The following is a 21967-nucleotide window of genomic DNA, read 5'->3' on the forward strand; positions in this document are numbered from 1 at the left end:
GGGGACACCGGACCATGCTGCTCAAGACGTCACTCAGAAGCTTCTTCGCCCACAAGGGCCGGATGCTGCTCTCCCTGGTCGCGGTCGTGCTGTCGGTCGCGTTCGTCTCCGGGACGCTGGTGTTCTCCAACACCGCGACCAGCACCTTCGACAAGCTCTTCGCCTCGACCGCCTCCGACCTCTCCGTCCAGCCCGCCAAGACCGAGTTCGGCGAGGGCGACGACGACGATGCCCGGGGCAAGGCGCGCACGATACCCGTCGACACTGTCCAGAAGGTCTCCGCCGTCCCCGGTGTGAAGTCCGCGATCGGTCAGATCTTCGTCACCAACGCCGTCCTGGTCGACCCGGCCACCAACAAGAAGGTCGGCCCGACCAACGGCGCCCCGACGATGACCGGCAACTGGGCGGACACCCCGCGCAACCCGGTCGAGATCACCTCCGGCCACGCGCCGCAGGGCGCCGACCAGGTCGTGCTCGACGCAGACACGGCGAAGAAGGCCGGTCTCGCCCTCGGCGGGAAGCTGCGCGTGCTCACCGCGGACGGCAAGCACGACCTCACCATCGCCGGTATCGCCACCTTCAGGACCACCAACCCGGGCGCGGCACTGGCCTTCCTCGACACCCCGACGGCGCAGGGCCTCCTGCTCGGGCAGGCCGCCTACACCTCCGTCGAACTGTTCGGCGACGGCAGCCGCTCCGACGACCAGCTCAAGGCCGACGCCCTCGCCAAGCTCGGCGGCGGCTACCAGGCGAAGACGGCCGCCGAGCAGAAGGAGGAGGGGGCCAAGGACGTCGGGTCCTTCCTCGACTTCATGAAGTACGCCATGCTCGGGTTCGCCGGTGTCTCGCTGCTGGTCGGCGGCTTCCTGATCATCAACACCTTCTCGATGCTGGTCGCCCAGCGCACCCGGGAGATCGGCCTGCTCCGTGCCGTCGGTGGCAGCCGCCGCCAGGTCAACCGCTCGGTGCTGGTGGAGGCGCTGCTCCTCGGCGCGGTGGGTTCGACGCTCGGCATCGGTGCCGGGCTCGGCCTCGCGGTCGGGCTGATCCAGCTGATGAACGCCGCCGGCATGCACCTCAGCGCCTCGGACCTGAAGATCGGGCTGAACGTCCCGCTCGCCGGGTACGCGGTGGGCATCGTGATCACCGTGCTCGCGGCCTGGATCCCGGCCCGCCGGGCCAGCCGGATCGCGCCGATCGCCGCCCTGCGCGACCACGGGACCCCGGCCGAGGCCCGGTCCAACACCGTCCGGGCGGTCCTCGGCCTGGTGCTGACGGCGGGCGGCGGGGGCCTGCTGGTCCTGGCCGCGAAGGCCGAGAAGGCCGCCACCGGCGGCCAGTACCTGGGCCTGGGAGTGTTCCTCACCCTGGTCGGCTTCGTGGTCCTCGGCCCGCTGCTGGCCACCACCGTGGTCCGGGTGCTGGGGGCGTTCCTGCCCTCGCTGTTCGGTCCGTCCGGCAGGCTCGCCCAGCGCAACGCGATGCGCAACCCGCGGCGGACCGGCGCCACGGCCGCCGCGCTGATGATCGGACTGGCGCTGGTGATCGGTGCCTCGGTCTTCACCTCGTCGGTGATCGAGTCCACCAACCAGCAGATCGACCGCTCGGTGGGCGCCGACTACATCATCTCGGCCGGGCAGACCGGCATCACCCCGGGCATGGTCGACGCGGTGCGGAAGACCTCGGGCGTGGACCACGTCACCGAGCAGAAGTTCCTCCCGGCGGTCTTCACCACGCCGGACGGCAAGACCACGGAGGACGGCATCTCCGCCGTCTCCGCCACCTTCGCCGACGACTTCCGCCTGCCGGTCAAGGCGGGCACCGCCGAGTCGCTCAAGCAGGGCTCGCTGGCCGTCGGTGAGGACTACGCCAAGGAGCACGGCCTCAAGGTCGGCGACACCGTCAGGATCGACTACGGCAAGGGGCGCACCCAGTCGCTGCCGGTCGGGGTCGTCATGACCAAGGGCAACTCGCTCTTCGACGGCTCCACCTTCGCCGACCTCGCCGCCGTGACGAAGGCGGTCCCGGCCGCCGACCTGCCGGTCGACGCGGTGCTCTTCGGCAAGGCCGTCTCCGGGGCGGACGTCACCAAGACGCTCGCCGCACTGGAGGAGTCACTCAAGGAGTACCCGCAGGCCTCCGTCCGCGACCAGGCCGGCTACAAGGAGCTCGTCCAGGAGCAGGTCAACACCCTGCTCTACATGATCTACGGCCTGCTCGGCCTGGCGATCGTGGTCGCGGTGCTCGGCGTCGTCAACACCCTGGCGCTCTCGGTGGTCGAGCGGACCCGCGAGATCGGCCTGCTCCGGGCGATCGGGCTCTCCCGCCGCCAGCTCCGCCGGATGATCCGCCTCGAATCCGTGGTGATCGCGCTGTTCGGCGCGGTGCTCGGCACCGGCCTCGGCCTGGCCTGGGGGATCACCGGCCAGCAGGTGCTCAAGTCGCAGGGGCTGGAGGCGCTCGCCGTCCCGGTCGGGACGATCGTCGCCACGCTGGCCGCCTCGGTGGTCATCGGCCTGCTGGCCGCCCTCGTCCCGGCCTTCCGGGCCGGTCGGATGAACGTCCTCTCGGCCATCGCGACGGACTGACCCGGTCCGTTCGGGGTCGGACCGGTCCGACCCCGGACGGACTCCCGAGGGCGTCCCCCCGGTCGGGGGGCCGGGGGGACGCCCGGCAGGAAGGGGCAGGGTGCCGACGCGCACCCTGCCCCTTCCCGTCCGTCCGCGGCTGCCCTGCTTCCCTGCCTCCCGCGCACCTCCGGGGGGCGGGGGAGTGGCGGTTCGGGCCCGACTCAGGGGCAGATGATGTCGCTCGCCCGCCCGGCCCCCGCGGCCGTGTCGGCCGCCGCCGCGCCGGTTCCCGCGCCGGGCGCCTGGGCAGTCGGCGCAGGCGGCGGCGGTGCCGGCACCGCCGCCGAGGGACTCACGACCGAGGGACTCACCGCCTTCGCGCCGAGCGAGGGGCTTGCGGGCGGCGGGCTCCCGAGCGAGGGGCTTGCGGGCGGCGGGCTCCCGAGCGAGGGGCTTGCGGGCGGCGGGCTCCCGAGCAAGGGGTTTGCGGGCGGCGGGCTTGCGGCCGCCGGGTAGTCCCCTCCCACGTACACCTGCAGCGTCGGCCCCAGCCCCGGGACGGGCGTCAGCTCGGCCTCCGGCAGCGCGCCGGACAGCGTCCGGGCCGACTCGGCCCAGCGCGGGTCGTACCGGATCACGCTCCGTCCGCCCGCCGTCCCGACCGGGGCGTTGGACGGCGCACCGGTGGTGGCGAAACCGGCCCGCCGCAGATCGGCGTCGGCCCGGGCCCCCAGCCCGGCGACCCCCGCCGCGTTGAACACCTGGACGTGCACCTGCTCGGGGACGACGGCCGGCACCGCCGTGGGCGTCGCCGGCGGCGTCACCGCGGCCGGCCCGGAAGCGCCGGACGGCGCGGCGGAGGCCGTCGCCTCCGTCGGCGGCCGTCCGGCCCGTACCGCGTCGAACAGCGCCCGCGCCCCGGCCCGGTCCCAGAGCACCGTCGAGCCCCACCCGGGGACCTGGTGGTCCACCGCGGACAGCGGCACGGTCGCGAAGTCGGCCCGCCCGGCGGTGAGGTCCTTCATCCGGGTCGCCAGGGTGATCAGGTCGTCCGCCGTGAGGCCCTTGTCGGCCTTGACCGAGCCGAGGACGCTGTCGGTCACCCGGGCCAGCCGGACCGGGCTGAGCAGGGTGCCGCCGCTCGTCAGCTGGTGCAGCAGTTGGGCGACGAGCTTCTGCTGCCGGTGCATCCGGCCCAGGTCGGAGCTGCCGTCCAGGTGCCGGGCCCGGACGTACTTGAGTGCCCCGGCGCCGTCCAGGGTGCTGGTGCCGGCGGGCAGGTCGAGGCCGGAGTACTCGTCCTTGAGCGGCTTGGCGGTGCAGACCCGCACCCCGCCGACGGCGTCCACGGCGGAGACGAACCCGGCGAAGTTCACCTGTAGGTAGTGGTCGATCCGCAGCCCGGTGTTCTGTTCGACGGTGGCGACGGTCAGCTGCGGCCCGCCCAGCCCGTACGCGGCGTTGATCCTTCCCTTGCCGGCCGGGACCTCCTTGCGGGTGACCCGGTCCCGGTGGGCGGGGATGTCGACGTAGGAGTCGCGGGGGATGCTGATCACAGTGGCCCGCGAACCGTCCCCGGAGAGCTGGACGATCATCATCGTGTCCGTGCAGTGGCAGGACTCGCCGCCGGCGTGCAGCACGTCCTTGAGCGTCCGCTCCGGGATGCCGTCACGCTCGTCGGTGCCGACCACCAGGAAGGTGGTGGAGCCGTCGTCGGCCGGCCGGGCCTGGTCGTTGCTGAAGGCGTCCACCCGGTCGATCGAGCCGAGGCCGTGCAGGAGCGCCCAGCCGCCGCCGGAAGTGGCGAGGACGCTGAGGGCGATGCCCGTGGCCAGCCGGCGGGGCCATGGACGGTGCCGTCGGGGCTGGGCCCCGGACCGGGCGTAGAGGGGGGAGACGGGCATCTCTCGGATGGTAGGGGCGCCCTCCCCCGGGCCGGGTGAGGGCGCGCCGTGGCCTGGGAGTACGGTGGGCCTCGATCGGTGAAACGTTCCTCCGGCGCCCCGGACCCCGGGGCCTGCGGAGCAGCCCGGACCGGGACAGGACGGCGGCCCGCCCGCACCGGTACGGTTGGCCCCGATGAACACCAAGGCTGCTGAGGAGCTGCCGGCGGTCTCCGTGATCATGCCGGTGCTCAACGAGGAACGACACCTGCGCACGGCCGTCCGGCACATCCTGGAACAGGACTACGCCGGCCCGATGGAGGTGGTGATCGCCCTCGGTCCGTCCTCCGACCGCACCGCGGAGATCGCCGCCGAACTGACCGCCGAGGACCCGCGGGTACGCACCGTGGAGAACCCCACCGGTCGTACGCCCGCCGGGCTGAACGCCGCCATTCGCGGCTCCAGCCACCCGATAGTGGTCCGCGTCGACGGCCACGGCCTGCTGACCCCGGGCTACATCACCACGGCGGTCCGGCTGCTCGGCGAGATGGAGGCCGCCAACGTCGGCGGCGTCATGCACGCCGAGGGCGAGACCGAGTGGGAGAACGCGGTCGCCGCCGCGATGACCTCCAAGATCGGCGTCGGCAACGCCGCCTTCCACACCGGCGGCCTGGCCGGTCCGGCGGACACCGTCTACCTCGGGGTGTTCCGGCGCGAGGTGCTGGAGCGGCTCGGCGGCTACAACGAGGAGTTCGTGCGCGCCCAGGACTGGGAGCTGAACTATCGCATCCGGCAGGACGGCGGCCTGATCTGGTTCACCCCGCAGCTGCGCGTCACCTACCGGCCGCGTCCCGACGTCCGGGCGCTGGCCAAGCAGTACAAGGACTACGGCCGCTGGCGCCGGGTGGTCACCCGGTACCACAAGGGCTCGGTCAACCTCCGCTACCTCGCCCCGCCGGCCGCCTTCCTCGGCGTGGTGCTCGGGCTGGTCCTCGGCGCGGCCGTCCACCCGGCCTTCCTGGCGGCGCCCGGCGCCTACCTGCTGGGCATCACCGGCGGCGCGCTGGTCGAGGGGCGCGGCCTCTCCGCCAAGGCCAAGGCGATGCTTCCGGTGGCCTTCGCCACCATGCACCTCAGTTGGGGCTTCGGCTTCCTCACCTCGCCGCGCTCGCTGGCCCGCAAGGTGATCGGCAGCAGCGCCCCGTCTCCCGGCAACGTCGTCGCCGAGCGCCGCTGACCGCGCCGCCGGCCCCCACCGCCCCACCGCCCCACTGCCCCGCGCGGTGATCCGGCCAATCCCGCGGACCCGCCCTCCCGTCCCCCCGCCCGGCGCTATCGTCGGGCGCCATGGGGACAGTCGAGGGCGGGTCCGCCGCCGTTGCCCGGGTCGAGGCCAGCGCCGACGTCGACGACCGGGCCGTGCTCGGCCCCGGCACCACCGTCTGGCACCTGGCCCAGGTGCGTGAGGACGCGGTGATCGGCGCCGACTGCATCATCGGCCGGGGTGCCTACGTCGGCCCCGGCGTACGGATCGGCGACCGGGTCAAACTGCAGAACCACGCGCTGGTGTACGAGCCGGCGGTGGTCGAGGACGGCGTCTTCGTCGGCCCGGCCGCGGTGCTCACCAACGACCTCTACCCGCGCTCGGTGGACGTCGACGGCCGGCTCAAGCGCGGCGACGACTGGGACGCCCGTGGGGTGACGCTCCGCCGGGGCTGCTCGATCGGCGGTCGTGCCGTCCTCGTCGCCGGGGTGACGGTCGGCCGCTGGGCGCTGGTCGCCGCCGGTGCGGTGGTGCACCGGGACGTCCCGGACTTCGCGCTGGTGGCCGGTGTCCCGGCCCGTCGGATCAAGTGGGTCGGCCGGGCCGGCGAGCCGCTGGAGCCGGCCGGCGAGGGCCGGTGGCGCTGCCCGCGCACCGGTGAGGAGTACCGGGAGACGGACGGCGTGCTCACGCCCGGCGAGCCGGAGCCGGAGCCGGAGCCGGACCCGGACCCGGACCCGGCCCCGGAAGCGCCGCCGCCACATCAGCCGTAACACCCGCAGCATCCCCGGCGCTCCGCACTCCGGGAGCGCCGAGCAACCCGACGGTCCAGGCACGGACCCGGGCGAGGGCCAGGACGCGGGCCCAGGCGCAGGTCCTGGTCCACGCGGCCGCAGGAGTGCTACTTCGCGCAGACGTCGGTGTCGTCCGCCTGGACCCGCTGGAGGTCCTTGGGCGCCTCGGTCGGCACCGCGCTCGGGGTCCCGACCTGGGCCTGGGCCGTCGGCAGGTCCTTGCCGAGCACCACCACCAGCCCGTCCTTCGCCCCCGCCTTCGGGTCCGCCTCGACCGCGTCGGCCGGCAGGCCCAGCGCGGTGGCCAGCGCGGCCGCCTCGTCGGCCTTCCCGGCCGGGTGGGAGACCGTGGTGGTCGGCACGGTGGTGGCGTTGGCACCTGTCGCGGCCTTGGCGAAGCCCTGCGTCCGGAGCCGGTCCACGGCCTGCTGTGCCTGTCCCGGCGTCCCGGTGCCGTTGCGCACCGTCACCCGGACGTTCTTCGCGTCCGCTGCTGCCGCGGCCGTCGAGGGAGCCGCCGCGGCAGCGGACGACGGGGCGGCGGACGGTGCCCCGGCCGCGGGTGCGGTCTCCGGAGTCGCGGGTGCGGCCGCCCCGGTCAGCGACCGGTCGTTCCCGATCATCGAGAACAGCTGCCCGGCGTCCGGCTGCTTGGCCACCAGCCGGTTCTCGTCCGCCGGGTCGTCCACCACCGGCACCGTGGCGAAGGTGATGTGCTCGGTGTCGACCTTGCTGACGTCCAGTGCGAGGTCCTTCAGCTTGTCGACGCTGCCGATCCCCGAGTCGACGGTGAGCGCCTTGGTGGCGGCGTCCGCGAGCTTCCACAGCTTGGCCGGGTTGGTCAGGGTGTCGCTGCTCTTCACCGAGCGGATCATCGAGCTGATGAACTGCTGCTGGAGCGGGATCCGGGTGAGGTCGCCGCCCAGCCCGACGGCGTGCCGGGTGCGGACGAAGGCGAGTGCCTCGTCGCCCTGGACGACGTGCCGGCCCTTGCTCATCCTCAGGTGCGAGTCCGGGTCGTTGATGTCCTTGGCCGCGCACACCTCGACGCCGCCGACGGCGGTGGAGAGCGTCTTCACGGCGTCGAAGTTGACCATCACGAAGTGGTCGACGCGGATCCCGGTCAGTTTCTCGACGGTCTTCCAGGTGCAGCCCGGGTCGCGGCCTTCCTGGCCGAGGCTGTTGTTGAACATCGTGCGCGCAGAGCCGGGGATCGTCTTTCCGTCCGCGGTCCGGCACTCCGGGACTTCCACCATCAGATCGCGCGGAATGCTGATCGCGGTCGCATTGCTGCGGTCCTTGGCCACGTGGAACAGCATCGTGGTGTCGGCGTGCCCGGCGCTGCCCTCGTCGCCGTACTCGCGGCCCAGGCCCTCCCGGCTGTCGGTGCCGATGACCAGGACGTTGAGCGCGTCACTGGTGGCCTTGGGCCGCTCCGCCTCGTCGCCCAGCTGCACCTTGACGGCGGTGATGTTGTTGTTGAAGTGCTGGTACGCGTAGTAGGCGCCGCCACAGCCCGCCACCAGGACCAGCGCGCCTATCCCGCCGGTCCACTTCAGCAGCCGCCGGCGACGGTTGCGCTTCCTGGCGCCGGCCCGGCGGTGGGTGGCGCGCCCGCCGGTGCGGGCCTGGTGCGGGACGGTCGCGGGCGTCCCGCCCGCCCCGTCCGCCGCGGTCGGTCCGGGCCGGGCACGACGGCGCTGGGCGGGGATGCCTGCGGCCGGGTCGAGCCGGTACTGGCCGGTGTCCGGGTCGAGCACCCACTGGTCGGCGGGGTCGACGTCGTGGCTGTCCTGCTGCACGGGCTTTCCCCTCCCTCCGACCGGTCCACCGGCGGTTCGCGAATTGCGCGACCGACTCGGACACCCTAGACGAGCCGGGTGGGGGAATTGTTCCTGGTGTGATCTCCGCCATGTCCGCGCACCGCAATTCCGCAGGTAAATCGAGTCCTGGGAATTGCCGGGGAGAACCTGCGAAGATCATGATCCGTACACGAAAGTGTGACCTGACCCGAGGTCAATGCACGGTGCAGGCGTCCACGTCGGCGGTCCGCCCTTCGAAGGACGGGGGAGCCGTCGCGGTCGGCGACGCCCCGGATGCCCGCTCCGCGCCGCCGCCCGGCCCGGCCGCCGCAGCGTCCGCCTCCGCCCCGGCCGCCGCACCGACTGCCGCACCGGCCGCACCGGCCGCCGCCTCCGCCGCGGAGTCCGCCGCCGCAGCGGCCGGGGCGCCCGCCGACGCGCCGGCCCCCGGGGACGGAAGGGCCGTTGCCGACGGAAGGGCCGTCACCGACGCGAGGGCCGCCGCCGACGGGCCGGTCCCGGCCCCCGGTGAGGCCCCCGCCGAAGGGGTCGACCCCGGTGGCCGGACGGTCACCGGCCGGTCGTCCCGCAGGGCCGTGAACAGCTGCGTGGTCTGCGGCTGCACGAACTCGTCCCGGTCCGAGTCGAACCGGTACGGCCGGCGCGGGGCGGTCAGGAACACCACGTCCGACGACGGGATGCCGCGCAGATCCTGGGTGAGGTCGTACAGCGCGCCGAGCGAGGAGAGCCCGCCGTCGGCCTGGACGGAGGAGGTGGCCGCGTCCAGGACCGGCCACAGCTTGGTGGGGTTGAGCAGCACGTCCTGCGACTGGGCCTTGCGGATCAGCGCCGCCAGGAACTGCTGTTGACGCCCCATCCGCTGGGTGTCGCTGCCGTCGCCGAGGGTCTCCCTGGCCCGGACGTAGCCGAGGGCCTGCTCGCCGCGCAGGGTCTGGCGCCCGGCGAGCAGGTCCAGTTTGGCGTCCTTGTCGTGGATCGCCTGCGGGACGCACACCTCGACCCCGTCGACGGCGTCCACCATGCGCTTGAACCCGGCGAAGTCGAGGATCACGTAGTGGTCGATGCGGATGCCGCTGAGCTGTTCGACGGTCCGGATCGAGCAGGCCGGGCCGCCGGTCTCGAAGGCCGCGTTGAACTGCATCAGGCTCTGGCGGCTGCGGGTGCCGTCCGGCTTCTGGCAGGCCGGGACGGTCACCATGACGTCGCGCGGGATGGAGACGGCGGTCGCGTGGTGCCGGTCCGCCGCCAGGTGCAGCAGGATCGTGGTGTCCGAGCGCTGGCCGCCGGCCGTGCCGTAGGTGGCGTTGGCACCGGTCCGGTCGTCGCTGCCGATCAGCAGGATGTTCTCGGCGCCCCGGGCCCCGGCGGTCCGGCTGGGGCGCTCGGCCTCCAGCCGGGCCAGCAGCTGGTCGGTGGTGGAGTCGGTCCGGATGTTGCCGTCGAGCTTGCGGTAGGCGATCCAGAGCAGGGTGCCGCAGGCGACCAGGACGAAGGCGAGGGCGCCGGCGGTGATCATCAACCACCGTCGGCGCCGTCGCCGGGGCGCGGTCGGAGTGTCAGGAGCGTCCGGGCCCGGAGTGCCCGGGCCCGGATCGTCGGGGTTCTCGGTCGGGGGGTGCTCGGTGTCGTCCTCGGCCATGGCAGGGATCCCTACCCGCCGGGCCCGGACCGGCGGTTACCCGAGGCGCAGTGTCACCCGTTCGGATTCCACCCGCTTCTCCCACTGTTCGGCGCTCAGGCCGTCCGAGTTGCGGCAGAGCACCACCGAGGCGCCGGCCGCCAGCGGAGCCAGCAGGCCGGCCTCCAGGCCCGTCCAGCCGTCGTACGAGAGGGTGGAGAGCACCCGGTCGCCCGGCTGCAGGCCGAGCCGGGCCGCGCCCTCGCGGGCGAGCCGGACGGTCTGGTCCCCGGACAGCTTCAGCGGCAGACCGTCGACGAAGGTCTCCAGCGCCGGTGCGTCCGGGGCGACGGGGGAGTAGGGGGCGAACCGGTCGCCCTGGCCCGGCACCTCGGCGGCGTAGTCGAGGAAACCGTCCGGGCGTTGCGGGAACCGGCCGCCGAGCGGGCGCAGGGCGAGTGCCACCCGTTCGCCCTCGCACGCGTGGGCGGCCTCCAGGCCGTCAGGTCCGCTGACCACCAGGTCGGTGGTCGACGGGTCTCCGGCGGGCAGCGCCACCACTCCGACGGACCAGCAGGCCAGCAGCCATACGGCGCTCTGCCAGTGGGCCGGTAGCAGGAGGGCGGCACGGTCGCCCGGGCCGGCGTTCAGCTCGTCCTGGAGCAGGTTGGCGGTCTTGGCCACCCAGTTGTCGAAGGTCCGGGCGGACAGCTCCACCCGTTCGCCGGTGGCGTCGTCGTAGAAGGTGACCAGCGGGGCCGCAGGGTCGACCGAGGGAGTGCCACCTCGCAGGAATGCGTGCAGCAGCTCGACGGGGGTTTGGGCATCGGCAGCGAAAGGCGCAGTCATGGTGCGCCCCAGCCTACGGCCTTCGGGTGGACGACCGGGAGGGTGGTGGAGCAGGTGCGGAGCGGCGTGGCGCTCGGGGCGGTTTGAGGTGAACATCCCGTTTATGCGCATCTTTTCCCCGATCGTCCTGCCCGCCGCCCTCCGTTCGCTGCCCGGCCTCCGTTCCCTGCCGGTCCTCCGGCGCCCGTCGGCCCACCACCCCCCGGCCGCCCGCCGTTCCCCGTCCGCGTACCGACCGCCGCCCGCCCGTGCCGCCCGCCGACCCGTCAGTTCCCTCCGCGGCGCCGTCCCCGCCGCCCTGCTCGCCGGCTGCACCGCCGCCCTGCTGCTCCAACCGGCGGCATCCGCCGCTTCGGCCGGCCCGTCCGCCCGGATCCGGACCTCGGCGGGCGGCGGCTCGGTCACCACCCTGCCGCTGACCGCCGGTCATCTCCTCACGCCGCGCACCACCCCGCGGTTCGAACTGCTCGGCGTCGGCTGGGACGGCCCCGCGAGCTCGCTGGCCGGCGGTACCGTCCGGGTCCGCACCCGGGACGCGGCCACCCGGGTGTGGAGCGGCTGGCACGAGCTGGAGACGGATGGCGAGGACGGTCCGGACGGCACGGCCCACGGCCCGGACCGTCTGCCGCGCGGTGCGACGGCACCGCTCTGGACCGGGCCGAGCGACGGGGTGGCCGTCGAGGTACTGCCCGGTCCCGGCGGTCTGCCGGCCGGACTGCGGGTCGACCTGGTCGACCCGGGGCACGGCGCCGACTCCGCGGCCGTCCGGACGCTGCCCGCCGAGCCCCCGGGCGGCGGTCGACGGATGGGTCACCAGGCGCCGCGGCCCGGGATCGTCACCCGGGCCGGCTGGGGCGCCGACGAGTCCATCCGCGAGGCGGAGTTCGCGTACACCGGTGCGGTCCGGGTCGTCTTCGTCCACCACACCGCCACGGCCACCGCGTACGAGTGCGCGGACGCGCCCAGGGTGATCCGGGCGATCTACCAGTACCACGTGCAGGGCAACGGCTGGCGGGACATCGGCTACAACTTCCTGGTCGACCGCTGCGGCACCGTCTACGAGGGCCGCGCCGGCGGCACCGACCTGCCGGTGCACGGCGCGCACACCCTGGGATTCAACACCGACTCGGCCGGCGTCGCGGCGATCGGCACCTACGTCACCGACGTCCCGCCGCAGCCCCTGCTGGACGGCCTGGCCGGGATCTCCGCCTGGAAGCTCGGTCTCACCGACCAGGACGCCGCCGGCCGTACCCAGCTGGTGTCCGGGTCGAACGCCAGCCGCTACCCCCTGGGGACGAGGGTCGGCTTCGACGCCGTCTCCGGCCACCGCGACGGCTTCAACACCGAGTGCCCCGGGGCCGCCCTCTACCCGCTGCTGCCCGACCTGCGGACCCGGGCCGCCGCGCTCCAGGGCCGCTGACCCCCCGCTGCCCGCCGGACCCTTCCGCCGCCCGCACCCCCGCGCGCCCCACCGCCGGGGTGCGGGCGGCAGGGCGAAGGAGACGGCGATCAGGTCCGCCCCGGTGTCACTCCGGCCCCGGCCCCTGCCCGGTCAGCCCCCGCAGCTCCGCCGTCAACGCCTGCGCGAGGTCCGGCCGCAGGTCGTACCGGGCGGGGGTGTTCTGCAGCAGCGCGATCCGCCACCCCGCCCCCGCGTTCACCGCGATCACCGTCTGCACCGCGTTCAGCGCCGGGTCCGGGTCCTCCGCGTCGTCCGGTACCAGCCCCGCCACCGCGTCCAGCTGCGCGACTCCCGGCCCCAGCGCCCGCACCCGCCGCACCTTGGCGACGTACTCAGGGGTGGCGTGGTCCGTGAAGATCCGGCCCAGTTCGGCGGCCATCACCGATCGCCCGCTGTGCCGGGTCCCGTCGAACCCGATCACCTCGCCGTCCGCCGCGAACGGTCCGGCGAACGCCGAACCGTCCCGCAGGTTCCACCCCTCCAGGGCCCGGCGGTAGAGGGCCCGGACCGCGTTCCGGTCCCCCGGGGAGAGCTCCGGCAGCCGCGTATCGTTCATACCCCCATGGTCGGGGGCGAGCGATGGAGGTGCACGGCGATGAACGGCGCAGTCGCGACGGTGGAGGGCACCGCCCGCCGCTGGCGGCCCGGTTTCCCGCTGGACGCGGCCCGGACCCTGCTCCCGCTGCGCCGCGGCCCCGCCGACCCGTCGTACCGGACCACGGGGGACGGCGCGGTCTGGCGGGCGTCCCGCACTCCGGCGGGTGTCGGCACCCTGCGGGTGCTGGCCCGCCCGGCCGAGGGCGCGGTCGAGGCGAACGCCTGGGGTCCGGGCGCCGAGTGGCTGCTGGACCGGCTGCCCGTCCTGCTCGGCGCCGAGGACGACCCGGCGGGCCTGGTGCTGCCGCCCGGTGCGCTGCGCGACGCCCAGCGCGCGGCGGCGGGGGTGCGGCTGGCCAGGACCGGCCTGGTCATGGAGTCGCTGGTGCCGGCGATCCTGGAGCAGAAGGTCACCACCAGGGAGGCCTACCGGGCCTGGCGCACCCTGCTGCGCGACTTCGGCACCCCGGCGCCGGGCCCGGCCGAGGACATGTGGGTGGCGCCGTCGGCGCGGGAGTGGGCCATGGTGCCGAGCTGGGAGTGGCACCGTGCGGGTGTGGACCCGAAGCGCTCGGCGACGGTCCAGCGGGCCGTCCGGCTGGCACCCCGGCTGGAGGAGGCGTCCGCGATGGACCACACCGCCGCCTTCGCCCGCCTCACCGCCGTCCCCGGGATCGGTGTCTGGACGGCGGCCGAGACGCTGCAGCGCAGCAACGGGGATCCGGACGCGGTCTCGGTCGGCGACTTCCACCTCCCGAACACGGTCGGCTGGGCGCTGGCCGGCCGGGTGCGCAGCGACGACGCCCAGATGCTGGCCCTGCTGGAGCCGTACCGTCCGCACCGCCACCGGCTCTGCCGCCTGCTCGCCTCCACCGGCGCCCACGCACCCCGCTTCGGCCCCCGCCTCGCCCCCAACGACCACCGCCACCGCTGACGCGGACTCTCCGCTTCCGGCTGCTGCCGGACGACCTCGGCAGCTGATCCCGGCGTCGGCCGCTCCCGTGTCGAGGTGCGGCTACCGCACCTCGACGAACGCGTCGGCGGTGCGCTCCGGGCGGCTGCGCGGCGGCTCCGCGGGGCGGCCGACGGCCACGGCGCCCATCGGGTCCCAGTGACCGGGGAGGTCCAGCACCTCCCGCACGGTGTCGCGGCAGAACATGGTGGAGGAGACCCAGGCCGAGCCGTAGCCCTCGCCGGCCAGGGCGACCAGCAGGTTCTGCACGGCGGCGCCGATCGCGACGGTGAACATCTCCCGTTCGGCCGTGGTCCGGCGCGCGTCGGGGTAGTCGTGCGAGCCGTCCATCACCAGGCAGGGCACGACCAGGTAGGGCGCGGCCCGCAGGACGTCGCCGCGGGCGGTACGGCGGGCGATCTTCTCCTCGTCCCAGCCGTCGAGTCCGGCGAGGTCGCGTCGCCAGGCGGCGAGCATCGCGTCCAGCAGCTCGGTCCGCACCGAGGGGGTCTCCAGCAGGACGAACCGCCAGGGTGTGGTGTGGTGCGGTGCGGGTGCGGTGACCGCGGCGGCGACGGCGCGCCGGACGGCGCCGGGGTCGACGGGTTCGGAGGTGAAGGCGCGGACGGTGCGCCGCTGGGTGACGGCCTGTCGGACCGCTTCGGAGGTGCCGAGCCGGAACATGTCCTCGGTGGCGGGGCGGATGATCGGCCGGACGCCCTCGCCGTCCTCGGCGGTGACGAGGTGGCCGAGGCCGCGGACCACGGCGACCGGGGTGCCGGTGGCCTTGCCCTTCACCAGGTCGGCGGCGGCGGCGAGCTCGTCGGCCGTGGCGGTGACGGTGAGGGCCAGTTCGTTGCCGTGCGAGTCGGTGCGGCCCCGGTGGTCCTCCAGGACGGGCAGCCCGGCGGCGCCGATGGCGACGTCGGTGAGCCCGTTGCGCCAGGGGCGGCCGAAGGTGTCGGTGACGACGACGGCGAGCCGGCGGCCGGTCAGCTGCTGGAGGCGGGCGCGCAGGGCGCGGGCCGAGCCGTCCGGGTCCTCGGGGAGCAGCAGGACGGTGCCGGGGGCGGTGTTGGAGGCGTCGACGCCGGCTGCGGCCATGACCAGGCCGTTGCGGTTCTCGACGATCCGGATGCTGCCGCGCCGGGCGATCACCCGGACGGTCTCGGCGTCGATCGCGGCCTCCCGGTCGGCGGCCCGGAGCACCCGGCCCTCGGCCTTGCTGATCACCTTGGAGGTGACGAGCAGGATGTCGCCGTCCTCGTACGCCGCGGCCTTGGCGATCAGTCCGGCGAGGTCGGAGCTCTCGTCGATCTCGGGCAGTCCGGTGACGGGGAGGACGGTCAGGGTCACGCGCGCACCTGCTCGGCGAGCGCGAGGGCGGCCCTGGCCATCTCGGCGGTGGTGGGGACGTCGGTCATCAGCAGCGGGACGGCCCGGCAGGCGATGCCGCCCGCCTCGACGGCGGCCACGGAGGACTCGTCGGCGGTGTCGACCAGCCAGCCGTCGAGCAGGCCCTCCCGGTGTCCGGGGCCGCCCTCGTCCGTGCCGTCCCGCAGCGCCGCCCTGCTCCCGTAGTTCAGCGCGACGGCCTCGGCGGTGGCCTCGACGCCGACGGCGGCGAGCACCTTGTCGGCCATGCCCCGGACGGGCGCGCCGCCGATGATCGGGGAGAGCCCGACCACGGGGGCGGTCGCGGCGGCCACCGCGGTGCGGATGCCGGGCACGGCGAGGATGGTGCCGATCGAGACGACCGGGTTGGACGGCGGGAAGAGGATGACGTCGGCGGCGGCGATGGCCTCCAGCACGCCGGGTGCGGGCTTGGCGGTGTCGGCGCCGACCGGGACGATGGCCTCGGCGTCGACGGCGGCGTGCAGCCTGACCCAGTACTCCTGGAAGTGGATCGCCCGGGTGCCCTGCTCGTCGGTGATCCGGACGTGGGTCTCGATCCGGTCGTCGCTCATGGGCAGCAGCCGCACGCCGGGCCGCCAGCGGACGCAGAGCGCCTCGGTGACCTGGCTGAGGGTGTAGCCGGCGGTGAGCATCTGGCTGCGGACGAGGTGGGTGGCGAAGTCGCGGTCGCCGAGCCCGAACCACTCGGGGCCGACGCCGTACTCCTTCATCTCGGCCTTGATCGACCAGGTCTCGTCGGTGCGGCCCCAGCCCTGTTCCTCGTGGATTCCTCCGCCGAGGGTGTACATCACGGTGTCGAGGTCGGGGCAGACCTTCAGTCCGTAGAGGTGGATGTCGTCACCGGTGTTGCCGATGACGGTGATCTCGTCCTCGGGACCGATGGCCTCCCGGAGTCCGCGCAGGAAACGCGCTCCGCCGATCCCGCCTGCCAGTGCCACGATGCGCATGCGCCCATCCTGCCACGCGCCGACGGGTCGTCAGCCCGACCCTCGACCGTCCGTGGCCGGGTCCCGGGTCAGTGGGCTCCGGCCTGCTCCTGCGGGTGCTGCTGCGGTTCCCGGTCGGCGTGCTGCTCGGCGTGCTGCTCGGGGACCGCGGCGCCGCCGTACTGGTTCATCGCGGTCAGACCGGGGGTGTACAGGTGGATGGAGACGGCCGGCTCCAGCGAGCCGTTGACCACCTCGTGCAGGTAGCCGGAGGAGAAGACGCGCTGCCCGCCGGGGCGCAGCGTTCGGGCACCCTCGCCCGCGTGCGTGAGCGAGCGCTCGACCAGCTCGCCCCGGACGACGGTCATGACGCCGTTGGACTCGCCGTGGTCGTGGAAGCCGCTGCTCTGGCCGGGCAGCCAGCTGAGCAGCCAGACCTCGTAGCCGGGGCCGGTCTCCAGCCGGGCGTACCAGCGGGTGAGCGCGTCGTAGCGGACGAGCGGCTCCCAGCGGGAGCGGTCGGCGGCGATCTCGCGCACCAGCTGGGCGTAGCCGGCGACGGTGGTGGGGTGGCTGGGCAGGTCGGTGCGGGCGAGGTGCGGGAAGGCCAGCGGGTCGCCGGCGATGGAAACGTCGCTGAGTCCGTCCGTCCAGGCATGGGTCGGGCGGACCGGGGTAGCCGGGTGTGCGGCACCGGGACCGCGGTGGATGAGTTTGTTGCGGTCGCGGTTCCGCTTGCGGATGCGGATCATTCGCACGGGAGTCGTCCTCGGATGGCTGGTTCGTCAGGGGATCAGCCGGATCCGGGATGTCCTGGGGCGGGAATCGCGGGCGGCCTCTGTGCTTCCTGGGCGGCGCGCGGTGGGACGGCGGGCGCCTAGATACAGCGGCAGGAACAGAGGCGACAACAGGAGTTCACGGCACGGCGGAGCGTGGAACCGCTCCGGGGGCTGGCGAACTCTGACATAGGGGAAAGGAGACCGCATCCGCGGGTGCGGTGTCAACTCCGGAGAGCGGACATTCAGGTGATATCGGCCATGAACTAACCGATGGGGTGATAAATCACCCTCTATGTTTCGATGAGAAGATCGCCGGGAAGGCAGCCCGATGACCGGCCTGTGCAGGTGAGTGCGCGTCATTCGGCCCCTGATGGCGAACGGTTCATGAACGTTCGAGGCAATCAGGCGACAGGTCCCATGTGTCCGGTTATGTACACTATTCGTAACGGCTTGGTGCCGGGGAGTGAATCCTGGCCCCAATACCAGAGCTCGGCTTGACTGGGCCAGAGTGACGCAACTGTAATTTCACTCGTGTCGTCGGCCGCACGAGGCAACGGCAACCACGGGGACGCCAATAGGGGCAGAGGAGGCGCGCCACATGAGCGAGCTCTTTGAGCTGTTGATCGGTGACGGCATCGAAGAGGAGGAGGAACTCGGCTGGCAGGAGCGCGCGCTGTGCGCCCAGACCGACCCCGAGTCCTTCTTCCCGGAGAAGGGCGGCTCGACCCGCGAGGCCAAGAAGGTCTGCCTCGCCTGCGAGGTCCGTTCCGAGTGCCTGGAGTACGCCCTGGCCAACGACGAGCGGTTCGGCATCTGGGGCGGCCTCTCCGAGCGCGAGCGCCGTCGGCTCAAGAAGAGCGCCGTCTGACCGGTCCGGCCTCCGGGCCCGGCCACCGCTCCGGACCCTCCCGACCCTCCGCGAACCCCGGCGGCGACCGCGGCCGGACACCCGCACCGCCCTGAAGGCGCCTCACCCCGGTGGTGAGGCGCCTTCGCGTTCCCGGCCCTTTCTCCACGGCCCCTGCACCGCTCGCACGGACTCCGTGGACGGAGCGGCCACCCGGAGCCGTTAGTGTGGTGCGCCATCCGGTTGCCGTTCACCGGCTGTGTCCACCGAGAACTGGGGCCCGCGCACGCGATGACCGTCTACAGCCACCAGAGCGGACTCTCCGCCAGCAGGCCGCCCGCCTATCCGCGTCACCTGGTCACCGCCGTGATCGTCTCGCACGACGGCGCCCGCTGGCTGCCCCAGGCCCTCGCGGGCCTGCTCGGCCAGGACCGCCAGGTCCAGCGGATCCTCGCCGTCGACACCGGCTCCACCGACGACTCTCCGCGACTGCTCGCCGACACCCTCGCCGACTGGCTCCCGGAGAGCGGCCCGACCGTCCTCGGCCGCCGGGCGGGCTTCGGCACCGCCGTCGCCGAGGCCGTCTTCAACAGCCCGCCGCTGCGGCCCGAGGACCTGCCCTACCGCCTCGACCCCTCCGGCTACGACCCGGTCACCGGCGGCTGGGACGACTTCGGCGACCCGCTCGGCCAGGACGACGACCTCGGCCGAGGCGGCCCCCGGGAGACCCAGCCGATCGAGTGGCTCTGGCTGCTGCACGACGACTGCGAGCCGCAGACCGACGCGCTGCGCCGCCTTCTCCAGGTCGCCGACTCCACCCCCAGCGCCGCCGTGGTCGGCCCCAAGCTGCGCAGCTGGTACGACCGGCGCCAGCTGCTGGAGGTCGGCATCAGCATCGCGCGCTCCGGCCGCCGCTGGACCGGTCTCGACCGCCGCGAGCAGGACCAGGGCCAGCACGACCAGGTCCGCCCGGTGCTCGCCGTCTCCTCCGCCGGCATGCTGGTGCGCCGCGACGTCTTCGAGGAGCTCGGCGGCTTCGACAAGGCCCTGCCGCTGATGCGCGACGACGCCGACTTCTGCTGGCGCGTCAACGCGGCCGGCCACCGGGTCGTCGTCGCCCCCGACGCCGTGCTGCGGCACGCCGAGGCCGCCAGCCGCGAGCGCCGCGCCATCGACTGCGGCCCCGCCCACCCGCACCGGATGGACAAGGCCGGCGCCGTCTACACCCTGCTCGCCAACTCCAAGGGCGTGCTCTTCCCCTACGTCCTGCTCCGGCTGGTGCTCGGCACCGTGCTGCGGGTGGTCGCCAACCTGCTCGGCAAGGACCCGAAGCAGGCCTTCGACGAGCTGGCCGGCCTCGGCCACGAGCTGGTCCGCTTCCCCCGTCTGCTGGCCGCCCGCAAACGCCGGGCCCGGGCCCGCGCCGCCGACGCCCTGGACGACCGGACGCTCTTCCCCGCACCCGGCGCCACCGCCCGCCTCGCCGTCGAAAGTGTGGTCGGCTCGCTCGGCATAGGGGGAGCGGACGACGCCGGAGCCGGCCGGCACGGCTCGGTCGAGGCCGGCCCCGGCGACGAGGACGCCGAGGACCTGGTCGTCGAGCAGTTCACGCTGATCAAGAAGCTGGCCCGGCGCCCCGCGCCGGTCCTGTTCGCCGCCCTGCTGGTGTTCGCCCTGGTCGCCTGCCGCGGCCTGTTCGGCGGCGGCGCCCTCTTCGGCGGCGCCCTGCTGCCCGCGTCCGACGGCGCCGCCGGCCTCTGGTCGATGTACGCCGACGCCTGGCACCCGGTCGGCACCGGCTCCACCTCCGCGGCGCCGCCCTACCTCGCGGTGCTGTCGGTGCTCTCCTGGATCCTGTTCGACCACGCCGACCTCGCGGTCACCCTGCTGGTCGTCCTCGCCGTTCCGCTCTCGGCGGTCAGCGCCTACCTGGTCTCCCGGCCGCTGATCGACTCCAAGCTGGTCCGCGCCTGGGCCAGCGCCACCTACGCGCTGCTGCCCGCCGCCACCGGTGCACTCGCCCAGGGCCGGATCGGCACCGCCGTCCTCGCCGTCCTGCTGCCGCCGCTGGCCCGCGCCGCCGCGATCGGCGCCGGCCTCGGCATCCGCGCCGAGAGCGCCGCCAAGGGCGCCCGGCCGGGCTGGCGCCCCGTCTGGATGACCGTCCTGCTGCTCACCCTGGCCACCGCGTTCGTCCCGCTGGCCTGGGCCCTGGCCGTCCCGCTCTGCCTGGCCATGCTGGTCGCCGCGGTGGTCCGGGGCGGTGCCTTCGGCTCCGGCGTCGCCGCGCTGCGCCTGCTCGGCCTGCGCGTCCTGGTGATCCTCGCGCTTCCGGTGGCGGTGCTCGCCCCCTGGTCGTTCCAGGTGCTGTCGCACCCCCAGCGGCTGCTGCTGGAGGCCGGCCTGCCCGGCCCGCACGGCGCCGTCCCCTCCGCGGCCGGCCTGCTCATGGTCAACCCGGGTGGCGCCGGGGTGCCGCCGGTCTGGCTCTCCGCCGGCGTGGTGCTCGCCGCGCTGGCCGCCCTGCTCCGGGCCGACCGCCGCCGCGCGGTGCTCGCCGCCTGGGGTGCGGCCGGGGCCGGACTGCTCTTCGCGGTCGCGGTCGCCGGCACCTCGGTGACCCCGGCCTCCGGCGGCCCGGACATCCCCGCGTGGTCCGGCCCGGCCACCCTGCTGGCGGGCATCGCCCTGCTCGCCGCCGCCGCGATCGGCGCCGACGGCGCCAACACCCGCGTGGCCGGCATCGCCTTCGGCTGGCGCCAGCCCGTCGCCGCCCTGGTGGTGGCCGCCGCGGTGCTCGCCCCGCTGGGCACCGGCCTCTGGTGGGCGGTCACCGGCGCCGACGGACCGCTGCACCGGGACCGCTCCGCCCAGGTACCCGCCTTCATCGCGGAGCAGGCCGGCACCTCCGACCGCTCCCGCACCCTGGTCGTCACCGGCGACCGGAAGGGCGGCTCGGTCAGCTACACCGTGGTCCGCGGCGCCGGGCTGACGCTCGGCCAGGCCGAGTCCACCGTCGATCCGGCCACCGGCACCACCGCGGGCCTGGACCGGACGGTCGGCAGCCTGCTGGCCGGATCCGGCGCCGACCAGGCGGTCGCGCTCGCCGGGTACGGCATCGCCTACGTCCTGGTCGACCAGCCGCTGATCGGCGCCTTCAAGGACGTCCTCGACACCACCCCCGGCCTGGTCAAGGCCAACCAGGACGGTGGAGCCGCGCTCTGGCAGGTCGACGGCACCCCGGCGACCCGCGCCCTGATCACCGCCCCGGGCGCCGTCCCGGTGGTGGTCCCGTCCGGCGAACGCGACATCGCCACCACCGTCCCGGCCGGTCCCGAGGGCCGGGTCCTCCGGCTCGCCGAGGCCGTCGGCCCCGAGTGGCAGGCCACCCTGGACGGCACCGCGCTGGAGGCGACCACCGTCGACGGATGGGCGCAGGGCTTCAAGCTCCCGGCGGCCGGCGGCAAGCTGGCCGTCACCCGGGAGGGCAGCCTGCTGCACACCGGCTGGATCTGGGCCCAGCTGCTGCTCGGCCTGACCGTCCTGGTGCTGGCCCTGCCCGGCCGGCGCAGCCACAAGGACGACGACCTCCCGGAGGACGTGGTGGCCGCCGCCGCACTGGCCGCCGCGGCGCAGGCGCAGGCCCCCGCTCCCGGCAGCCGCCGGGCCCGCCGGATGGCCGAGCGCGCCGAGGGCGGCGAGGCCGGCGACGGCCCGGAGCACGGCGACCCGGACGGCGGCGTGTACGAGGGCCGGCCGGGCGCGGTCCCGGCCCAGGCCGCCGGCGACCCGTCGGGCGGCGCGGTCCGGGCGGCCGCCGCCGCCCAGGAGTCCGAGCCGTACGCGGACCCGTACCAGGCCTACCAGCAGGCCGACCCGTACAGCTACGACCCCTACACCGCGCAGCAGCCGGTGGCCGCGCCGTACGGCGGCGGGGCGGGCTACGGGCAGGACGGCTACCAGCCGCAGTCCTACCCGCAGACCCCGGGCTACGACCCGTACCAGCAGCAGGACCCGCAGGACCCGGCGTACGGCTACGACCAGTACCAGCAGGCCGAGCAGCAGCCGTGGGTGCCGGGGCAGCCGCAGCCCGAGCCCTACTACGACCCGAACAGTCCGAATGACCCGAACGATCCGCACGGGCCGGGCCGGTACCCGCACCACCACGGATCGGGGAGCTGACCCGC

15 protein-coding genes are annotated in these 21967 nt (G+C 74.4%); 7 read left to right on the top strand and 8 right to left on the bottom strand.

Going from position 1 to position 21967, the window contains the following annotated elements:
- Nucleotides 1-14 precede the first annotated feature (14 nt).
- On the top strand, nt 15-2588 hold the full coding sequence (locus tag PUR61_RS30690) for an ABC transporter permease (protein ID WP_329882759.1): 2574 nt from the start codon (nt 15-17) through the stop codon (nt 2586-2588).
- A 203-nt stretch (nt 2589-2791) separates the two neighbouring features.
- Here the strand turns inward: PUR61_RS30690 and PUR61_RS30695 are convergent, their stop codons facing one another.
- Nucleotides 2792-4474, bottom strand: coding sequence for an LCP family protein (locus PUR61_RS30695; protein ID WP_329882760.1), 1683 nt, complete (start codon nt 4472-4474; stop codon nt 2792-2794).
- A gap of 175 nt (nt 4475-4649) precedes the next feature.
- Between PUR61_RS30695 and PUR61_RS30700 the strand changes: the two genes are divergently transcribed.
- Entirely contained in the window at nt 4650-5690 is a 1041-nt protein-coding gene (locus PUR61_RS30700; RefSeq protein WP_329882761.1) for a glycosyltransferase family 2 protein, read from the top strand.
- Nucleotides 5691-5800: 110 nt separating this feature from the next.
- Nucleotides 5801-6490, top strand: coding sequence for an acyltransferase (locus PUR61_RS30705; RefSeq protein WP_329882762.1), 690 nt, complete (start codon nt 5801-5803; stop codon nt 6488-6490).
- A gap of 128 nt (nt 6491-6618) precedes the next feature.
- On the opposite strand, the gene PUR61_RS30710 is transcribed toward PUR61_RS30705, so the two are convergent.
- From PUR61_RS30710 to PUR61_RS30720, 3 genes are all read right to left on the bottom strand, one after another.
- Entirely contained in the window at nt 6619-8313 is a 1695-nt protein-coding gene (locus tag PUR61_RS30710; RefSeq protein ID WP_329882763.1) for an LCP family protein, read from the bottom strand.
- A gap of 214 nt (nt 8314-8527) precedes the next feature.
- Entirely contained in the window at nt 8528-9973 is a 1446-nt protein-coding gene (locus PUR61_RS30715) for an LCP family protein (RefSeq protein WP_329882764.1), read from the bottom strand.
- Between the two features lie 36 nt (nt 9974-10009).
- On the bottom strand, nt 10010-10801 hold the full coding sequence (locus tag PUR61_RS30720; protein ID WP_329882765.1) for a TIGR03089 family protein: 792 nt from the start codon (nt 10799-10801) through the stop codon (nt 10010-10012).
- Nucleotides 10802-10904: 103 nt separating this feature from the next.
- Between PUR61_RS30720 and PUR61_RS30725 the strand changes: the two genes are divergently transcribed.
- Nucleotides 10905-12221 (top strand): peptidoglycan recognition protein family protein, encoded by a 1317-nt coding sequence (locus PUR61_RS30725; protein WP_329882766.1) that lies wholly within the window; start codon nt 10905-10907, stop codon nt 12219-12221.
- Between the two features lie 106 nt (nt 12222-12327).
- Here PUR61_RS30725 and PUR61_RS30730 read toward each other — a convergent pair whose 3' ends face one another.
- Nucleotides 12328-12819, bottom strand: coding sequence for an SgcJ/EcaC family oxidoreductase (locus tag PUR61_RS30730; protein ID WP_329882768.1), 492 nt, complete (start codon nt 12817-12819; stop codon nt 12328-12330).
- A 39-nt stretch (nt 12820-12858) separates the two neighbouring features.
- On the opposite strand from PUR61_RS30730, the gene PUR61_RS30735 reads away from it, so the two are divergent.
- Entirely contained in the window at nt 12859-13794 is a 936-nt protein-coding gene (locus PUR61_RS30735; RefSeq protein ID WP_329882769.1) for a DNA-3-methyladenine glycosylase family protein, read from the top strand.
- An 81-nt stretch (nt 13795-13875) separates the two neighbouring features.
- Here the strand turns inward: PUR61_RS30735 and PUR61_RS30740 are convergent, their stop codons facing one another.
- The 3 genes from PUR61_RS30740 to PUR61_RS30750 all read right to left on the bottom strand — a co-directional run bounded on the left by PUR61_RS30740 (nt 13876) and on the right by PUR61_RS30750 (nt 16912).
- Entirely contained in the window at nt 13876-15168 is a 1293-nt protein-coding gene (locus PUR61_RS30740; protein WP_329882770.1) for a coenzyme F420-0:L-glutamate ligase, read from the bottom strand.
- Nucleotides 15165-16175, bottom strand: a complete 1011-nt coding sequence (gene cofD, locus PUR61_RS30745; RefSeq protein WP_329882771.1) for a 2-phospho-L-lactate transferase — start codon at nt 16173-16175, stop codon at nt 15165-15167. Before cofD ends, PUR61_RS30740 begins: the two co-directional genes overlap by 4 nt.
- A 68-nt stretch (nt 16176-16243) precedes the next feature.
- Nucleotides 16244-16912 carry a cysteine dioxygenase gene (locus PUR61_RS30750; RefSeq protein WP_329882772.1) on the bottom strand — a complete coding sequence of 223 codons (669 nt, stop codon included), beginning with the start codon at nt 16910-16912 and terminating at the stop codon, nt 16244-16246.
- Between the two features lie 619 nt (nt 16913-17531).
- On the opposite strand from PUR61_RS30750, the gene PUR61_RS30755 reads away from it, so the two are divergent.
- Nucleotides 17532-17801, top strand: coding sequence for a WhiB family transcriptional regulator (locus PUR61_RS30755; RefSeq protein ID WP_030310813.1), 270 nt, complete (start codon nt 17532-17534; stop codon nt 17799-17801).
- A 270-nt stretch (nt 17802-18071) separates the two neighbouring features.
- Nucleotides 18072-21962 (top strand): glycosyltransferase family 2 protein, encoded by a 3891-nt coding sequence (locus PUR61_RS30760; protein WP_329882773.1) that lies wholly within the window; start codon nt 18072-18074, stop codon nt 21960-21962.
- Nucleotides 21963-21967: the final 5 nt, after the last annotated feature.

It is taken from the genome of Streptomyces sp. BE20, from assembly GCF_036322525.1.
GTDB lineage: Bacteria > Actinomycetota > Actinomycetes > Streptomycetales > Streptomycetaceae > Kitasatospora.

What these genes read in the sequence shown, in the direction of transcription:
- PUR61_RS30755 (WP_030310813.1), top strand. Translation starts at nt 17,532, where the DNA reads ATGAGCGAGCTCTTTGAGCTGTTGATCGGTGACGGCATCGAAGAGGAG.
- PUR61_RS30720 (WP_329882765.1), bottom strand. Translation starts at nt 10,801, where the DNA reads ATGACTGCGCCTTTCGCTGCCGATGCCCAAACCCCCGTCGAGCTGCTG.
- PUR61_RS30705 (WP_329882762.1), top strand. Translation starts at nt 5,801, where the DNA reads ATGGGGACAGTCGAGGGCGGGTCCGCCGCCGTTGCCCGGGTCGAGGCC.
- PUR61_RS30690 (WP_329882759.1), top strand. Translation starts at nt 15, where the DNA reads ATGCTGCTCAAGACGTCACTCAGAAGCTTCTTCGCCCACAAGGGCCGG.
- PUR61_RS30695 (WP_329882760.1), bottom strand. Translation starts at nt 4,474, where the DNA reads ATGCCCGTCTCCCCCCTCTACGCCCGGTCCGGGGCCCAGCCCCGACGG.
- PUR61_RS30700 (WP_329882761.1), top strand. Translation starts at nt 4,650, where the DNA reads ATGAACACCAAGGCTGCTGAGGAGCTGCCGGCGGTCTCCGTGATCATG.
- PUR61_RS30715 (WP_329882764.1), bottom strand. Translation starts at nt 9,973, where the DNA reads ATGGCCGAGGACGACACCGAGCACCCCCCGACCGAGAACCCCGACGAT.
- PUR61_RS30760 (WP_329882773.1), top strand. Translation starts at nt 18,072, where the DNA reads ATGACCGTCTACAGCCACCAGAGCGGACTCTCCGCCAGCAGGCCGCCC.
- PUR61_RS30730 (WP_329882768.1), bottom strand. Translation starts at nt 12,819, where the DNA reads ATGAACGATACGCGGCTGCCGGAGCTCTCCCCGGGGGACCGGAACGCG.
- PUR61_RS30725 (WP_329882766.1), top strand. Translation starts at nt 10,905, where the DNA reads ATGCGCATCTTTTCCCCGATCGTCCTGCCCGCCGCCCTCCGTTCGCTG.
- PUR61_RS30735 (WP_329882769.1), top strand. Translation starts at nt 12,859, where the DNA reads ATGAACGGCGCAGTCGCGACGGTGGAGGGCACCGCCCGCCGCTGGCGG.
- cofD (WP_329882771.1), bottom strand. Translation starts at nt 16,175, where the DNA reads ATGCGCATCGTGGCACTGGCAGGCGGGATCGGCGGAGCGCGTTTCCTG.